Consider the following 14,810-nt stretch of genomic DNA (forward strand, 5'->3'; position numbering starts at 1 on the left):
TGCTCCCCACTCACCAAACGCCGGAGTCTGTTATCTACACTCTGGCTTGCTATTTTTGTCCAAGATTTCATTGGACGATGAAGGAACTCAAGCAATGGATATTGCATTAACACTGTTGGCTGTTTTTGTGGTGTGGCATGTGCTGCGCGCTAAATATCAGCGCACACATATTGCGCTACTGGGTCGCCATCTATCCAATCTACAGCTTGAGCGCCACATGGAAACGTTGACGCAAGGCTATACCCGCGCCATCAAAGAAACTGACGAGATGCGTCAGTTGCAGGTGCTAGAAACCTACGCCCAGACAGAGCGCGCCGTGGCCGCACAAATCCAAACCTTGGCAACCTCCATACAAAAAGAAAGCCTAGAGGCCGCCAGCATGGTGTCACTGCCTATGTGTGTTCCTTATGCGGAGCGTTTTTTGCCAGCGATTACTCGTGATTTTCGCGAGTTACTCGCCATTCACGCGGTAGGTTTACGCTATGTGGTGGATAACGAAGACGGTTTGGATGCTAAGGGGCGTGCTTTCCATCTGTCCGCCGAACTGTACTTGTTCCAGCACAGTTGCCATTGGTTCTGCAAATCCAAAGCCGTAGCGGATGCCCGTTTGGCAGTACGCCATCAAGTGACCCACCAAAAGGTGTTGGAATCGGTATCCAACGTGACCCGTACTGCGTATCAAGATTGGTTAAAAAAACACTAATCCTCTACGCTTTGCTGAAAGCAGCCACAAAAAATGCCGCATTAAATGCGGCATTTTTTATACGTGAGAAAGCACTGCGCTACTTAATCACTACCGGATTCACCGGTGAGCCTGATGCTTGATGAATTTTCAGCGGGGCAGCCACATATAAAAAGGTGTATTGCCCATCGGTTGCACAACTGTGCGCCAAGGACTCCAAGTCGCAGATTTCCGTTAAGGTCACCCCAAGATTGCGCATTAACGCGCAATGTAAGGGTAACGCCACCCCCGTTTTAGGATCGTAGGTGGTTTCATTCGCGATGGTATCAGTCACTAAGTTGGGAATTTCTTTCTCGTAAAACCACTCTACTAACTCGCGAGAATAACATAAGCCAGGCTCGCAAAAATCCTGATAAAACTGTTCTTGGTCCTCAAAAAACTGCGAGAGAAAGTTCGTGCGAATAATCACAATATCGTGCTTATCAATGGTATGGCCTTGAGCCCTGGCACATGCCTCTAGATCTTTGTGAGTGAAAGTCTCTTTTTTATCTAAGGACGACTTACCTCTAAACCTAGCCATATCCAGCAACACGCCACGCCCCACAATACCTCGTTGCGCCAAGGGCTCTACACTGGCTTTATGCATACCCCCTACCGTAGTGCGAGCATCATAGCCATTCCAGATTTGGCCGTCGTACCACACGTGGCCCAGCGCATCATACTGCGTAGAGCCTTGTAAAAAAGCCTCTATTTTGTCATCGGAATAATGCATCCCACCCGGGAATTGCGGCGCCCCTTTAGCGTCTCCATCCCAACTGGACTCATCCATGACCATCGTCCGCACTGCCGGTGTACGTCCCGGCCATACTGGGTCCCCCCTAGGATCACCAATCAGCCGTTGCAGGGTAATCACCTTACCTTGCTGTATGTGCTTAACCCCTCGCAGCACCTCAGACGAGGTTAAAAAGTTAAGTGCCCCTACCTCATCGTCAGGCCCCCAACGCCCCCAGTTACTGGGTGCATCTTTTAACAACTCTCCCATGGCGGGTACATCGTATGTATGGTCATGTCCCATTACCGTCTCCTTGTATGAACCGTTAATGACGCAACACCCTACACACCCAATCTAGCATAGACCGTTGGGCATACCTATTCAGGCTCTCCCGTAGTAAAGATCGCTGTAGATGTACCCAAGCACTCTATGCTTCCCCGCTATGTATGTTATATAGTCCTGCTTGCGAATGGTAACTGATCAATCAAGTAGCCATTTGCGCTATGCTAAAACGATGCTCATCCAAACATAGCGGGAGACATTTGCTGTGATAGATCAAGGTAATCGGTCAGGGGAAGCTCATTGGCCCGCACCTGAAGAGAAAAAAAACAAGACTCAAGCTAGCCAAACGCTGCTTCGTGGGTTGGATATTATTGACGCTGTTGCCAGCGGTATTGATGACTTATCTGAAATTGCTAAAGTCACCGGCATGACATACAGCACGGCCCACCGTATTCTTAGCGCCTTGCAACAGCGCCACTACATACGTCGTGAGCCCGATCAAGGCTATCGCTTGGGGCATGCTCTATTAGGCTTGGGTTACCAAGCACAAGCACAGATTGATTTGGTTAAGCTTGCCAAACCTCTGTTAATAGAACTGGCACGCCAAACCTCTGACACCGTGCACTTAGGTATGCCTTCCCAAGACTCTATTGTGTACTTGGAAAAAATTTCTAGCCGCCGCCCTGTGGAAATCAGTTCCCGCGTCGGCGGTAATAAACCCTTGTTCTCTACCGGTATAGGTAAAGCCCTGTTGCTGGATCAAAGCGAACAGCAATGGTTAGATTTATACGATCGCAGCCCTGCCCACCTACAAGCTATTTGCGAACGCGATAAGTGGCTACAAATGATGCGCCATTATGCACAGGGCGGGTACGCCTTTGACTTGGGCGAAGATGAATCCACCATCCGCTGTGTGGCCGCCCCCATTCGGGACGGGCGCAACCAAATTGTGGCGGCTGCCAGTGTGTCCAGCACTGTGGAATATATGCCACCCGGCCGTATGCAGCAGTTAGTCGCTACGGTACAAAGCACAGCCATGCAAATTAGCACCGCCCTTGGGTACCGCGCCGCCTAATCAAGCGGCGGGTACAACTACTGTTAGCCTTTTGTAGCCATCGCATCAGCAACTGCTTGGGGTGTTTTTCTAAAGCTCACCCCCAAGCGGTTGTAAGCATTCATCACGCTGATGGCAATGGTCAGATCGGCCACTTCTTTCTCGTTAAAAACTAGGCTCACCGCCACAAAGTCGGCGTTAGGCACACCAGTAGCAGCAACATTAGTTACGCTTTCTGCCCACGCTAATGCAGCACGCTCACGCTCATCAAATAACGTACCAGCCTCTGCCCACGCCTGCACTAAGGTGATTTTTTCTATTGCTACCCCACGCTTCAATAAGTCGCGAGTGTGCAAGTCTAAGCAGTACGCACAATTGTTGATTTGCGAAACACGCAAGTACACCAAATCTACCAAAACAGGTGACAGGCCAGACTGCGTTACATAGCCGTACACACCATTTAAGGCTTTAGCGCCTGCGGGGGAAACGTGGTTATAGTCTAGTCGTGTAGTCATTTGAGTACTCCTATAAAAATACGGGTCGCCCTAGCAGCGATTAGCAAAATGTTGGGCTATCTCGGCCGTCGCCTGCTGACGTGCTAGTGCTCGCGCCTGTTCACCAAATGCGCTGCCTTGTACGGAAAAAAAGTGCACATCGTGAATACCTATGGTGGCAAAAACCGTGCGCAAATAAGGGGTTAAAAAGTCTGGCTGACGCGCACGGTCTCCGCTAATCATGGCCCCTGACGATACCGCCACATACACTGGCCTATCGCTAAGTGTCCCTACTTTGCCCTCAGAAGTAGCATGAAAACTATGACGAACGCGCACCACATGATCTATCCACGCTTTTAAGCCTGATGGCACGGTGTAGTTGTGCATGGGCGTCGCAATAACCACACTGCTGGCATCTACCAAACTACGCATCAAACTGGCAGACAACGCTAACGAGCCGCTATCTTGTTTATCAGGATCTGCAGGGGCTCCCAGTGTGGCGGCATATTCGGCATCCACATGCGGTAGTGCTGACGTATTCAGCTCTATCAATTCGGCTTCGGGTGTCACACCTAACAAATGCTGCACTATATGCTGCGACAACTGATAGCTTTCAGACTGTGTGCCTTGCGGACTGCAGGTTAAACGCAAAATACTCATGCTGCGTGTGCTCCCAACCGTTTGCTAAAACGTATGGCTCCAGTTAACAAGCCTTGTCTGAAATAAAACCGCTGTGCTAACGCATTATCTATACCGGTATCCAACACCAATTTGGCGCAGTGCTGTTCCACCGCAATACGTTCTAGTGTTTGCAGTAATAATGCGCCATGCCCACTACTGCGGCTATGCGCTGTCACCACTAAATCATCCACATACATAAAGCGGCCACACACCAAGTTTTCTTGATACCTATAGCCAGCTAAAGCAACTGGCTGCTGGTTTTCCCACACGGCAAGCAGTGTGTAATGCTGGCTATGCATGCGAGCCACTCGACTAGCAAAGTCAGCCGCATCGCTAAGGTGCGGTCGTAATTCTTGCATGACTGAAAAACAAGCATACAGTGCTTCGGTGCTTTCTACAGTACGGATTTCTGGATGACTCATGATGATTCCCAACGCTAGGGGGCACGCTACTGTGCACCGGTTTGAGTCTGTATTGTAGGAGCCACATGCTACACTCCAAAGAGCCATAAATTGATATTTGGACTAGGCCATGATTTCATTACCTCTAGCCAGTACGCTACCTGCCTCACCCGAGTCTGAGCCACTTTATCGGCAAATTTATGAACGTTTTCTCTCGGCTATTGCGCAAGGCTCACTACAGCCGGGTGATCGCATTCCCTCTGCCCGCGCACTCGCTAAAGAGCTAGGTGTAGCACGCGGTACGGTAGAACTGGCCTATGCGCTGCTGCATGCTGAAGGCTATGTACAGCCTCGCGGCCAAGCTGGCACCGTCATCACGCCAGGTTTACTGGCTAGTGCTGTCAACACGCCACTACCGCCCCATCGCGCCCCCTCTACCGCCTCAGACACCGCTTCGACTTCGGCGTTATTACCCTTTCAAATGGGCATACCTGCCTTAGATGCTTTCCCTAGAAAAATCTGGGCTCGACTGGGTGCTCGCCAACTGCGCGCCACACACGCTGTTGATTTAGGCTACCCGCCTGAAAATGGCCTACCCGCGTTACGCTCAGCCATTGCCACACACCTGCACGTAGCACGCGGTATTCATTGCAACCCAGCACAAGTTTTTATCACCTCTGGCTACCGCGAGAGTGTGAACCTTGTAATTCAGGCTCTATTAACAAAAGGCGATCAGGTATGGATAGAAGACCCCTGCTATCCCCCTACCCGCGAACTCACCAACCATGCTGGCTTAGTCGCAGCAGCCATCCCCGTGGATGCCGAGGGCATGGATATAGCCTATGGCCTTGAGCATGCCCCACAAGCAACCGCTGCCATTGTTACTCCAGCCCATCAAAGCCCGTTGAGCGTCACGCTATCACTCACTAGACGCCAAGCCTTACTGGAGTGGGCTGCACAACAACAAAGCTGGATTATTGAAGATGATTACGATGGTGAGTACCGCTATGTCAGCCGTCCACTGCCCGCCCTAAAAAGCTTGGATAAGCATGGTCGCGTGCTGTATGCAGGCACGTTTAGCAAAGTGCTGTTTCCAGGTATACGCCTAGCGTATCTGGTGGTGCCTGATGCGTTAATCCCCACCTTTGAGCACATCAATAAAATAGTGGGTAATGGCATTCCTGCCCTGACTCAGCAACTGGTCAGCGCCTTCATGGCAGAAGGGCTCTTTGTCCGCCACATTCAGCGCATGCGTAAGCTGTACGCTGAACGCCGCACAGCGACTGCCACAGGTTTAGCGAAGGCATTGGGGCCTGATATTTCTATAGACCCGCAACCTGGCGGTATGCATTTAGTGCTGCGCCTAGGCGATCACACTAGCGATACGCTGATCGCGCAGCGCATGCGAGAACATGGCATGTACGCTCATGCTTTATCACACTGGTCTACACACGATACGGCGCACTCGGGCCTGCTGCTAGGCTTCACCAACATAGCTTCGCAAGAGGAAGCTGAACGCTTAGGCCATGTCATACGCACACTGCTATAACAGGCTATACAGCGTTTACGTAGCAGTACGCGGGTTAAACATTCTGTCGTCGTACATAAAATCGTACTGCTCTACCACGTGCACCTGCTGTATAGCGGGATGCAATGGGTTAATCACAATATTCTGCTCTAAGGGCAACACGGCCGACGGCACAATCAGCCCTAAAAATTTGGCTTCGCGTAACCACGCTGTGCCGTATGCCATACTCGCACGATCAGGCGGGATGCTATTCCACCCTTTGGGTAAGGCGCTAGCTTCAGGGGTGAAATACAAGGCCGCGTCATCGGGCAGTTGAAACTGGGTAATTTTCAACGGCAACAGTGGATAACTATTGGTGTGCACAAAGGTTTCTAGGCTACAAATAGCGGGCGATAACCCCATGTACACCGCACGCACATCGGCATCGTTCCACCGTCCACCCTCTAGCGCCGCCCCTACCCCAGATAAATCGTTGGCGCGTTTAGCTTTAGCGATTCTCCACGCAATCATTAGGCTACACCGCCCCACTCCAAGGCATGCAAGATGCGCATAACCTGTTTAGCGCCAATGGCGGTTTCGCAATTCATCACCGGGCTATTACCATTTAAGGCTTGATGCGGCGTAGACATCCACTTGGCAGCGGCAGCGCTATCCTCAAATACACTTTCTGCCTGCAATGCCACCGTCGCGACACGGTCTAAGCGTTCCGAGGCCGTAATATCCAGCGGTTTATCGGCAGTACGACGACGTTCGTATGTAGCTGTGGACACATTCAGCAGTTCTACCAGCGAGCGCATATCCATATTGAAGGTCTCGCGCACCGCATCTGCCATCGCTACGGAGTGGCCTGCCTTGATCGTACTAATACGATCAGACTCGCTCATCTTACCTACAGAGTGCGCCATCGCCCAAAAACCAGTATCCGCCGCGCGACGTCGCGTGCGACGCTTTGTCGCATCTGCCGATACCGCCGCACTTCGCGTACTGCGGCTGCTACGTACAGGATTGGTTAGCATTATGCGCTCCTCAGTGACCACCACAAAAACCATCAATTGATTAAAACTATACCATCAAAAGATGAATATATGAATTCGTGCTTCAATTTACTGGCCGTCTGGCTCACTCAACACACAAAATGGTCCGTTGGCTTTTAAATATAAGGACTCGGCTTTTACCTTTTCCAGCATCGCTTTCCCTATCCTAAAACCCGACACGGCATAGCCGGCCGTGCTCTGCACCTTAGCCGGCACAGTACACCGCTGAAATACCTTCCAAATCAGTTTGAGTTGCGCCGCCAAAGTGGCCTGCGAAGCGTCGTCGCCATCTAAGGTATTCCATCGTATGGCCATGCGACCACACTCTGCCATGATGAAGCGGTGTGGATACCTATAAGCCGGCGCATAGTTATCTATCACTGCACTCACAGTCTTAGGCTGATAAAGCAAAAACTGCAGCGCCGAATGATCAAAATCAGCAAAAGCTTGGCTCACATACGGCGAGGCGCCACAGCGCAGCGCGTCGCTTAACGTATCAAACTGATGCACCACCAAATGATCAGGGCTGGGGTGTGAGCATCGCCATGACAACGTGGGCAATGCCTCGTGTAGTGCACGACTAAACTCTGCTACATCGTCGTCGGCCAACCAAAAATACGTGGATTTGGTTTTCTGCCCTTTCTCTCGCATAGACGTCTCACATAAAAAAACACCCCACAGGCTGGAGTCATCCAACCCGTAGGGTGTAGTGTAAAACACGATGCTGCAGCGCTTAATCCTGAATTTTTCCTGGGTTCAGAATGTTACGTGGGTCTAAAGCTTGCTTCATCAGTTTCAAGGTGTGCAGTTCTGCGGCACTACGGCTGTAAGGCAGCCATGGTTTTTTGTGCAAACCAATACCGTGCTCCGCCGATACTGAACCTTCATTGTTGCGCACCACTTCGTAGAAAGCCGTTTCAATCGCCAAACCAGTGGCTTCATCTGGGAAAGGACCTACCACTACGTGTATATTGCCATCGCCCACATGCCCAAAGAACATCGCGCGAATCCCATCAAACTGGGATGACATCACCTCTTTTAAGGTTTCTACACAGCGACCAATGCTAGAAATAGGGAACGAGATATCGAAGTTAATAGTAGGCGCATAAGCTTGCAACAACTCAGCAATCGCATCACGCAATTCCCAGAAGGCTTCGGCATCCGCATGCGACTGCGCAACCGCGGCGTCCACTACCCAACCCTCTTCCAAAGCATGCTCTAACACCGCTTCAAATTGTGCGGCTTGCTGCTGGGGGTTGGCGCTTTGCTGATCCATCAACACATAAATAGGGTAATCGGCTGGCAGCGGAGCACGAATACCACCGTCTGTAGTGGCTTCTTTGTAGTAGTCGTTCCACATCACTTCAAACGCACTCACCTGGCCCGACAACTGCTGCTGTGCATACACCAGCAGTTTCTCTACACCTTCAAAGCTTTCCAACGCCATCAGGGCGGTATTCGCACCGTTGACTTGTGGGTGCAATTTCACTACTGCTTTGGTGATCACACCCAGCGTGCCTTCTGCACCAATAAAGGCTTGCTTGATATCGGGGCCAGAGTTGTTTTTGACCATTTTATTGAGCATGGACAACACCGTACCGTCTGCCAAGACAACTTCCAAACCCAACACCAAATCACGCGCCATGCCGTAACGGATCACACGGTTACCGCCCGCGTTGGTAGAAATGTTGCCACCAATCTGACACGAACCACGTGCACCTAGATCCAGCGCAAAGAAGAAACCGGCTTTCTCGGCGGCTTCTTGCATCACTTGTAAGGGCGTGCCGGCCCAGACCGTCATGGTGCCAGAAATACCATCCAGTTCCAGAATGCCATTCATGCGTTCCATGGAAATGGCCACACAACCATCAATAGGCGTAGCGCCCCCGGCCAACCCAGTCAGGCCACCTTGTGGCACAACGGGGCAACCGTGCTCATTACAAATGCGCAAAATTTGCGATACCGCCTCGGTACTACGCGGCAGCACCACGGCACTCAGGTCGCCACTCTTCTCACCGCTCCAGTCTTGGCGGTATTTGTCACTGATGGCATCGCCCACTAATAACTCGTCTGCGGCTAATACGCTGCGTAGCGCATTGATGGCCTCTACATTACTGCTCATCTTTACGTCTCCCTGCTTCACACATAAATTCTCATTTATTGAGAACACATATCAATAGTTGAAAAATTTTACCACTGATACTAGAATTTCCTCATTAATAACGATGACAGGTCTATATACTCGCTGTCACATCTTGTCCCACCACCTTTGTCACACTCGGAGACTCCTCATGCTGATGAATACTTTGCGCAATCGCACCCTGACCTTGGGCTTAGGCCTCTGTGTATCCCTTTTCGCTGGCTTGGCTCACGCTAACGTTGTACTAAAAGCGGGTCACGCTTCCTCTAACACCAGTACTGGGCAAGCAGCATTTGAGTTTCTAGGCAAAGAACTTGCCGAAAAATCCAATGGCCGCATTACGGTAGAGATTTTCCCTAACTCTCAATTGGGTAGTGAGCGTGAACTAATCGAAAGTATCCAGTTAGGTAACGTAGACATGGCTTTTGCCTCATCGGCCGTGCTGGGTAACTTCAACAAAGAATTCTTTGCACTGGATATTCCGTTCTTGTTCAAAGACCGTGAAAGTGTATACCGTGTTTTGGATGGTGAGATCGGTCAGCAACTGCTACAAAGCCTAGAACCTGTAGGGATTAAAGCGGTTGCTTACTGGGAAAACGGCTTTCGCCAATTAACCAACAATAAAAAAGCCATCACATCGCCTGACGATTTGAAAGGCATGAAAATGCGCACCATGGAAAACGAAGTGCACATTGCTGCGTGGAAAGAAGAAGGCGCTAACCCTGCTCCTTTAGCTTTTGGTGAGCTGTTCACCGCGCTGCAGCAAGGTACTTTCGATGCACAGGAAGGCCCTATCAACCTGTTCTACGACATGAAGTTCTACGAAGTTCAGAACCACATCACCAAAACTAACCACGTGTACTCACCGTGGCCTTTGATGATCAACCCTGACGTCTACAACAGCTTCAGCGACGAAGACCGTGCCATTTTTGACGAAGCCGTTAAAAAGACTACCGACTACCAACGCGCTCAAGCACAAGAGGCTGACGAGAAAGCGGTTGCTAACATGCCTAACGTCACCATCACTGAGCTGACACCAGAACAACACGCTGCTTTTGCTGACCGCATGGGCCCTGTGCACGAACTGGTTAAGAAAAAAATCGGTGCTGACATTGTTGACCGCATCGTGGCTGAAGCCAACCGTTAAGTAACCCTGACGGGCCACATCCTCGGCCCACACCTTTTCTCGAGTGGGCAAGCAACAGCTTGCCCACTTGCCGACGACCTTGCCGGCATAGGAGATCCCCATGCTTAAATTTTTAGACAAGCACTTTGAAGAAAGTATCTTGGTGCTACTGCTCGCGCTGATGTCGCTGTTAATTGGCGTGCAAGTGTTCATGCGTTATGTGCTGAACGACTCCCTAACGTGGTCAGAAGAGCTTGCCCGTTACTGCTTTATTTGGGCCACTTATATTGGTGTGTCCTACGGTGTGCGTGAAAACGCGCATATCTGTGTAGAAGCGGTCACTAACCGTTTGCCACAGCTATATCAGCGTTACGCCACCATTTTGGCGCACATACTGTTCATCGTGTTTGCCGTATTAGTGATGAAAGAAGGCTATGCCCTGAGTATGAAAGTATTCAAATTTGGCCAAACCTCATCCTCACTTAGCATTCCCATGGGCTACATCTACTTGGCTCCAACCGTAGGGTTTGGGCTGGTTATCCTGCGCCTACTGCAAAAAATCGTGCAAGAAGTTCGCATCATTCGTATTGAGAGGCAGTCATGATTTCATTATTGTTATTTGGCTGCTTTGCCCTGCTATTGATTATTCGCGTACCCGTCGCTATTTCGCTGGGTTTGTCGTCGGCCTTAGCACTGATTTACAGCGGTAAAGTCAGCAGCACCTATATTGCACAAGGTCTGGTGACCTCTATTGACTCCTTCCCCTTGATGGCCGTGCCGTTTTTTATTCTGGCTGGCGATTTGATGGGACAAGGTGGTTTATCTCGCCGTCTGCTGAATGTTGCCAACGTATTTTTTGGCCGTTACACCGGTGGCTTAGCCATTATTGCGGTTGTCACCTGCATGTTCTTTGCGGCGATTTCTGGCTCTGGCCCGGCAACCGTTGCGGCCATTGGTGGCCTGCTGTTGCCTGCTATGACTAAAGCCGGTTACGACAAAGGCTATTCCGTGGGTTTGATTGCCTCTGCCGGCAGTATTGGGATCATTATTCCCCCCAGCATTCCCATGATCATTTATGCGGTATCGGCCAACGTGTCCATTACCCAAATGTTCTTGGCGGGCATTATCCCTGGCTTGCTGATTGGTGTGGGCTTAATCATTACCGCCTACATGAAAGCCCGTAAGGAAGGCTACAAAGGCTCTGAAAAGCGTTACTCCGCTACAGAAATCTGGCAAACCATTTGGGATGCTAAATGGGCCTTGTTAGTACCCGTGATCATTTTGGGTGGTATTTACGGTGGTGTGTTTACCCCTACCGAAGCCGCTGCTGTAGGTGTGATCTACGGTTTCGTTGTGGGCGTCTTCGTACACAAAGAACTGAAATGGTCTGACCTGTACCGTCTGATTGCAGGCTCTGCCCTGACTTCTGCCACGGTGATTGTGATTGTAGGTACTGCCACTATTTTCGGTCGCATGCTGGCCATTGAGCGTATCCCGTTCATGATCGCTGACTACATCGTGCAGCTTACCGACAGCCCTATCTTGATCTTGTTGCTGATCAACGTACTGCTGCTGTTTGTGGGCATGTTCATGGAAACCTTGGCGGCCATCATTATCTTGGTACCTATCTTGCTACCTGTAGTCACTGCCGTAGGCATTGATCCGGTGCACTTCGGTATCGTGATCATCGTCAACTTGGCGATTGGCATGGTGACACCACCTGTGGGCGTGAACCTGTTTGTAGGCTCACGAGTGGGTGAAACCAGTTTAGAAAAATCCATTGTCGGTGCTATCCCCTTCATCATCGCTATGCTGCTGGTGTTGCTACTGATTACTTATGTTCCGTGGTTGTCGCTGTTTCCCTTAAGCCTCGTAGGCTAACGGCAGCCCCAACTCCTTATACGCATTTACCTTTTGTTTTACCCTGGAGACATACATGGCTGAGAAAATTCGTACTGCCATTATTGGGCCCGGCAACATCGGCACTGACTTGCTGGCCAAGCTGATGCGCAGCCCTGTACTCGAACCCGTCTGGATGGTGGGCGTAGACCCACAATCCGACGGCCTGAAACGCGCTGCTGAGTTGGGTTTAAAAACCACCTCTGAAGGTGTGGATGGTTTGCTGCCACACGTGGAAGCTGACAACATTCAAATCGCTTTTGATGCGACCAGCGCCTACGTACACAAAGACAACTCTGACAAGCTGACTTCCCGTGGCGTCATGATGATTGACTTAACGCCTGCGGCGATTGGCCCATTTTGTGTACCCCCCGTCAACCTGCAAGAACTGCTGGGTGAAGGCGCACAAAACGTCAACATGGTGACCTGCGGCGGCCAAGCCACTATCCCCATGGTGAACGCCGTATCACGCGTGCAATCGGTAGAGTACGCAGAAATTGTAGCCACTGTATCGTCACGCTCTGCTGGCCCTGGTACGCGTAAAAATATCGACGAGTTCACACGTACTACCGCTGGTGCGGTTGAACGTGTAGGTGGTGCGCGCCGTGGTAAAGCCATCATCATCTTGAACCCTGCCGAGCCACCACTGATCATGCGTGACACCGTTCACTGCTTGACTGACGACACGCCAGACCAAGAACGCATCACCGAATCCGTGCATGCCATGATCGCTGAAGTACAAAAATACGTACCCGGCTACCGCTTGGTAAACGGCCCAGTGTTCGACGGCAACCGCGTCTCCATCTACTTGGAAGTAGAAGGCTTGGGTGATTACTTGCCTAAGTACTCGGGCAACTTGGACATCATGACAGCCGCAGCGGCACGTACAGCAGAAATGTTTGCTGAGCGCCTGCTGGCTAAAGCCTAACACCTGCTTTTGCAAGGATTGTGTAATGAGCAACAACATTATTTTGCATGACATGTCGCTGCGCGACGGTATGCACCCCAAACGCCACCAGATCACGTTAGAGCAAATGCGTACTATTGCTCGCGGTCTGGATGACGCTGGTATCCCCCTGATTGAAGTTACCCACGGCGATGGCTTGGGTGGCGCATCGGTAAACTACGGTTTCCCCGCACACAGTGACGAAGAATACCTGAGCACAGTCATTCCTGAGCTAAAACAAGCTAAGGTTTCTGCGCTGTTGATTCCTGGTATTGGGACGGTAGACCACCTGCGTATGGCCCATGGCTTGGGCGTGAGCACCATCCGTGTCGCCACACACTGTACAGAGGCTGATACCTCTGAGCAGCACATCTCCTTAGGCCGCGAATTGGGCATGGATACCGTGGGCTTCTTGATGATGAGCCACATGAACAGCCCCGAAGGTTTGGTACAACAAGCCAAACTGATGGAAAGCTACGGTGCTAACTGTATTTACATCACTGACTCTGCTGGTCACTTGCTGCCCAACACCGTTAAAGAGCGCCTGCTTGCCGTACGTGATGCACTGAAACCAGAAACCGAATTGGGTTTCCACGGCCACCACAACTTGGCCATGGGCGTCGCAAACAGCGTAGCCGCTATCGAAGCCGGTGCAAACCGTATCGATGCCGCCGCCGCTGGTTTGGGTGCTGGTGCTGGTAACACACCGATGGAAGTGCTGGTTGCCGTATTGGATCTGATGGGTATTCCCACTGGTGTGGATGTATTCCGTATTCAGGACGTTGCGGAAGATTTGGTTGTTCCTATCATGGACTTCCCAATCCGCCTTGACCGTGATGCCCTGACACTAGGTTATGCCGGTGTTTACGGTTCATTCTTGTTGTTTGCTAAACGTGCCGAACAAAAATTCGGTATTCCTGCTCGCGAAATTCTGGTCGAAATGGGCCGTCGCGGCATGGTTGGTGGACAAGAAGACATGATCGAAGACACCGCCTTGTCTTTGCTACGTCAGCGCCAAGCTGGCTAAGCAAAAAAAGCGCAAATCACCCTACCCCAAAAAAGCCTCAAGGTTCACGCCTTGGGGCTTTTTTAGTTTTACACTATAGGCACTTTGCACCGCACACCTTTAGGCAGTTGGATTATGGATTGGATGACTCTCATGCTGTATAGCGTAACCGTTGCGGTTGTTACGGTAACGCCCGGCCCCACCATGTTGCTGGCATTAAATAATGGTGCACGCGGCGGCATGCGCACAGCCGCTTGCGGCATTGCTGGTGCAGCCTTGTCTGATCTGATACTCATTTCTGCCGTAGGCTTTGGCCTTGGTGCTGTGCTGCAAGCTTCTGAGCTGCTCTTTAGTATTGTGAAATATGTGGGTGCAGCCTACTTGCTGTATTTGGCATGGATGTTTTGGCGCGCCCCCGTACAACTGGTCAATGCCTCTACAGCAGAACTACAGCTTCCACCCAGCGGTCGTACCGCCTTTATACGTTCACTGCTGGTGGCCTTATCAAACCCAAAAGGGCTGCTATTTTTCTCGGCCTTCTTGCCGCAGTTTATTCAACCCACAGGCGGCGTATTTCAACAGTACGCCACTCTGGCCATAGTCACCGCACTGATTGATATTGCGCTGATGACGCTATACGCCTTTAGCGGTAAACAAGCGATGCGCGCCTTATCAGGCAATGCGTTGCGCTGGCTAAACAGAGGGTGTGCAGGGCTATTAGCTGGCTTAGGCGTTGCCCTAGGCTTTTACCGTAGGCACGATTAA

At 51.0% G+C, this 14,810-nt stretch carries 17 protein-coding genes; 9 read left to right on the forward strand and 8 right to left on the reverse strand.

Annotated features, from left to right (window positions below; translation table 11 throughout):
* Positions 1-94 precede the first annotated feature (94 nt).
* Positions 95-703 (forward strand): hypothetical protein, encoded by a 609-nt coding sequence (locus tag GY634_RS14795; protein ID WP_166409494.1) that lies wholly within the window; start codon positions 95-97, stop codon positions 701-703.
* A 79-nt stretch (positions 704-782) separates the two neighbouring features.
* On the opposite strand, the gene GY634_RS14800 is transcribed toward GY634_RS14795, so the two are convergent.
* Positions 783-1,757: a cyclase family protein gene (locus GY634_RS14800; RefSeq protein WP_166409495.1), complete on the reverse strand. Its 975-nt coding sequence runs from the start codon at positions 1,755-1,757 to the stop codon at positions 783-785.
* 244 nt (positions 1,758-2,001) lie between these two features.
* Here GY634_RS14800 and GY634_RS14805 point away from each other — a divergent pair, with 244 nt between their 5' ends.
* A complete protein-coding gene (locus GY634_RS14805) occupies positions 2,002-2,811 on the forward strand; it encodes an IclR family transcriptional regulator (protein WP_242683721.1) in 810 nt (269 codons plus the stop codon).
* 23 nt (positions 2,812-2,834) lie between these two features.
* On the opposite strand, the gene GY634_RS14810 is transcribed toward GY634_RS14805, so the two are convergent.
* Genes GY634_RS14810 through GY634_RS14820 form a run of 3 tightly spaced genes read right to left on the reverse strand, consistent with a single transcriptional unit; the run spans position 2,835 to position 4,387 of the window.
* The gene (locus tag GY634_RS14810; protein WP_166409496.1) at positions 2,835-3,305 is read right to left on the reverse strand and encodes a carboxymuconolactone decarboxylase family protein; all 471 of its coding nucleotides are present in this window, start codon (positions 3,303-3,305) and stop codon (positions 2,835-2,837) included.
* A gap of 30 nt (positions 3,306-3,335) precedes the next feature.
* Positions 3,336-3,944 (reverse strand): FMN-dependent NADH-azoreductase, encoded by a 609-nt coding sequence (locus GY634_RS14815; RefSeq protein WP_166409497.1) that lies wholly within the window; start codon positions 3,942-3,944, stop codon positions 3,336-3,338.
* Complete coding sequence (locus GY634_RS14820; RefSeq protein ID WP_166409498.1) at positions 3,941-4,387, reverse strand: GNAT family N-acetyltransferase; 447 nt, start codon at positions 4,385-4,387, stop codon at positions 3,941-3,943. The genes GY634_RS14815 and GY634_RS14820 overlap by 4 nt, the downstream gene beginning before the upstream one ends.
* Before the next feature lie 109 nt (positions 4,388-4,496).
* Between GY634_RS14820 and pdxR the strand changes: the two genes are divergently transcribed.
* Positions 4,497-5,915, forward strand: coding sequence for a MocR-like pyridoxine biosynthesis transcription factor PdxR (gene pdxR, locus GY634_RS14825; protein WP_166409499.1), 1,419 nt, complete (start codon positions 4,497-4,499; stop codon positions 5,913-5,915).
* A 15-nt stretch (positions 5,916-5,930) separates the two neighbouring features.
* Here pdxR and GY634_RS14830 read toward each other — a convergent pair whose 3' ends face one another.
* The 4 genes from GY634_RS14830 to GY634_RS14845 form a co-directional block, all read right to left on the reverse strand.
* Complete coding sequence (locus GY634_RS14830; RefSeq protein ID WP_166409500.1) at positions 5,931-6,404, reverse strand: RES family NAD+ phosphorylase; 474 nt, start codon at positions 6,402-6,404, stop codon at positions 5,931-5,933.
* Complete coding sequence (gene parS / locus GY634_RS14835; RefSeq protein WP_242683722.1) at positions 6,404-6,910, reverse strand: type II RES/Xre toxin-antitoxin system antitoxin; 507 nt, start codon at positions 6,908-6,910, stop codon at positions 6,404-6,406. Before parS ends, GY634_RS14830 begins: the two co-directional genes overlap by 1 nt.
* Positions 6,911-6,997: 87 nt before the next feature.
* On the reverse strand, positions 6,998-7,579 hold the full coding sequence (locus GY634_RS14840; RefSeq protein WP_166409501.1) for a hypothetical protein: 582 nt from the start codon (positions 7,577-7,579) through the stop codon (positions 6,998-7,000).
* A gap of 82 nt (positions 7,580-7,661) precedes the next feature.
* Entirely contained in the window at positions 7,662-9,050 is a 1,389-nt protein-coding gene (locus GY634_RS14845; protein WP_166409502.1) for an FAD-binding oxidoreductase, read from the reverse strand.
* A 169-nt stretch (positions 9,051-9,219) separates the two neighbouring features.
* Here GY634_RS14845 and GY634_RS14850 point away from each other — a divergent pair, with 169 nt between their 5' ends.
* The 6 genes from GY634_RS14850 (at position 9,220) to GY634_RS14875 (ending at position 14,810) form a co-directional block, all read left to right on the forward strand.
* The gene (locus tag GY634_RS14850) at positions 9,220-10,215 is read left to right on the forward strand and encodes a TRAP transporter substrate-binding protein (RefSeq protein ID WP_166409503.1); all 996 of its coding nucleotides are present in this window, start codon (positions 9,220-9,222) and stop codon (positions 10,213-10,215) included.
* A 100-nt stretch (positions 10,216-10,315) separates the two neighbouring features.
* Positions 10,316-10,798 (forward strand): TRAP transporter small permease, encoded by a 483-nt coding sequence (locus tag GY634_RS14855; RefSeq protein WP_166409504.1) that lies wholly within the window; start codon positions 10,316-10,318, stop codon positions 10,796-10,798.
* Positions 10,795-12,075, forward strand: a complete 1,281-nt coding sequence (locus tag GY634_RS14860; RefSeq protein WP_166409505.1) for a TRAP transporter large permease — start codon at positions 10,795-10,797, stop codon at positions 12,073-12,075. Before GY634_RS14855 ends, GY634_RS14860 begins: the two co-directional genes overlap by 4 nt.
* A gap of 55 nt (positions 12,076-12,130) precedes the next feature.
* Complete coding sequence (locus tag GY634_RS14865; RefSeq protein ID WP_166409506.1) at positions 12,131-13,021, forward strand: acetaldehyde dehydrogenase (acetylating); 891 nt, start codon at positions 12,131-12,133, stop codon at positions 13,019-13,021.
* 25 nt (positions 13,022-13,046) lie between these two features.
* The gene (gene dmpG, locus GY634_RS14870; protein WP_166409507.1) at positions 13,047-14,066 is read left to right on the forward strand and encodes a 4-hydroxy-2-oxovalerate aldolase; all 1,020 of its coding nucleotides are present in this window, start codon (positions 13,047-13,049) and stop codon (positions 14,064-14,066) included.
* 114 nt (positions 14,067-14,180) lie between these two features.
* Positions 14,181-14,810 (forward strand): LysE family translocator, encoded by a 630-nt coding sequence (locus GY634_RS14875; protein ID WP_166409508.1) that lies wholly within the window; start codon positions 14,181-14,183, stop codon positions 14,808-14,810.

The organism is Paenalcaligenes suwonensis, from assembly GCF_011290505.1.
In the GTDB taxonomy this organism is placed as follows: Bacteria; Pseudomonadota; Gammaproteobacteria; order Burkholderiales; family Burkholderiaceae_B; genus Paenalcaligenes; species Paenalcaligenes suwonensis.

Coding starts and splice junctions, on each gene's coding strand:
- GY634_RS14795 (WP_166409494.1), top strand. CDS start 95: ATGGATATTGCATTAACACTGTTGGCTGTTTTTGTGGTGTGGCATGTG.
- GY634_RS14800 (WP_166409495.1), bottom strand. CDS start 1,757: ATGGGACATGACCATACATACGATGTACCCGCCATGGGAGAGTTGTTA.
- GY634_RS14815 (WP_166409497.1), bottom strand. CDS start 3,944: ATGAGTATTTTGCGTTTAACCTGCAGTCCGCAAGGCACACAGTCTGAA.
- parS (WP_242683722.1), bottom strand. CDS start 6,910: ATGCTAACCAATCCTGTACGTAGCAGCCGCAGTACGCGAAGTGCGGCG.
- GY634_RS14875 (WP_166409508.1), top strand. CDS start 14,181: ATGGATTGGATGACTCTCATGCTGTATAGCGTAACCGTTGCGGTTGTT.
- GY634_RS14840 (WP_166409501.1), bottom strand. CDS start 7,579: ATGCGAGAGAAAGGGCAGAAAACCAAATCCACGTATTTTTGGTTGGCC.
- GY634_RS14820 (WP_166409498.1), bottom strand. CDS start 4,387: ATGAGTCATCCAGAAATCCGTACTGTAGAAAGCACCGAAGCACTGTAT.
- GY634_RS14845 (WP_166409502.1), bottom strand. CDS start 9,050: ATGAGCAGTAATGTAGAGGCCATCAATGCGCTACGCAGCGTATTAGCC.
- dmpG (WP_166409507.1), top strand. CDS start 13,047: ATGAGCAACAACATTATTTTGCATGACATGTCGCTGCGCGACGGTATG.
- GY634_RS14855 (WP_166409504.1), top strand. CDS start 10,316: ATGCTTAAATTTTTAGACAAGCACTTTGAAGAAAGTATCTTGGTGCTA.
- GY634_RS14860 (WP_166409505.1), top strand. CDS start 10,795: ATGATTTCATTATTGTTATTTGGCTGCTTTGCCCTGCTATTGATTATT.
- GY634_RS14810 (WP_166409496.1), bottom strand. CDS start 3,305: ATGACTACACGACTAGACTATAACCACGTTTCCCCCGCAGGCGCTAAA.
- pdxR (WP_166409499.1), top strand. CDS start 4,497: ATGATTTCATTACCTCTAGCCAGTACGCTACCTGCCTCACCCGAGTCT.
- GY634_RS14830 (WP_166409500.1), bottom strand. CDS start 6,404: ATGATTGCGTGGAGAATCGCTAAAGCTAAACGCGCCAACGATTTATCT.
- GY634_RS14865 (WP_166409506.1), top strand. CDS start 12,131: ATGGCTGAGAAAATTCGTACTGCCATTATTGGGCCCGGCAACATCGGC.
- GY634_RS14850 (WP_166409503.1), top strand. CDS start 9,220: ATGCTGATGAATACTTTGCGCAATCGCACCCTGACCTTGGGCTTAGGC.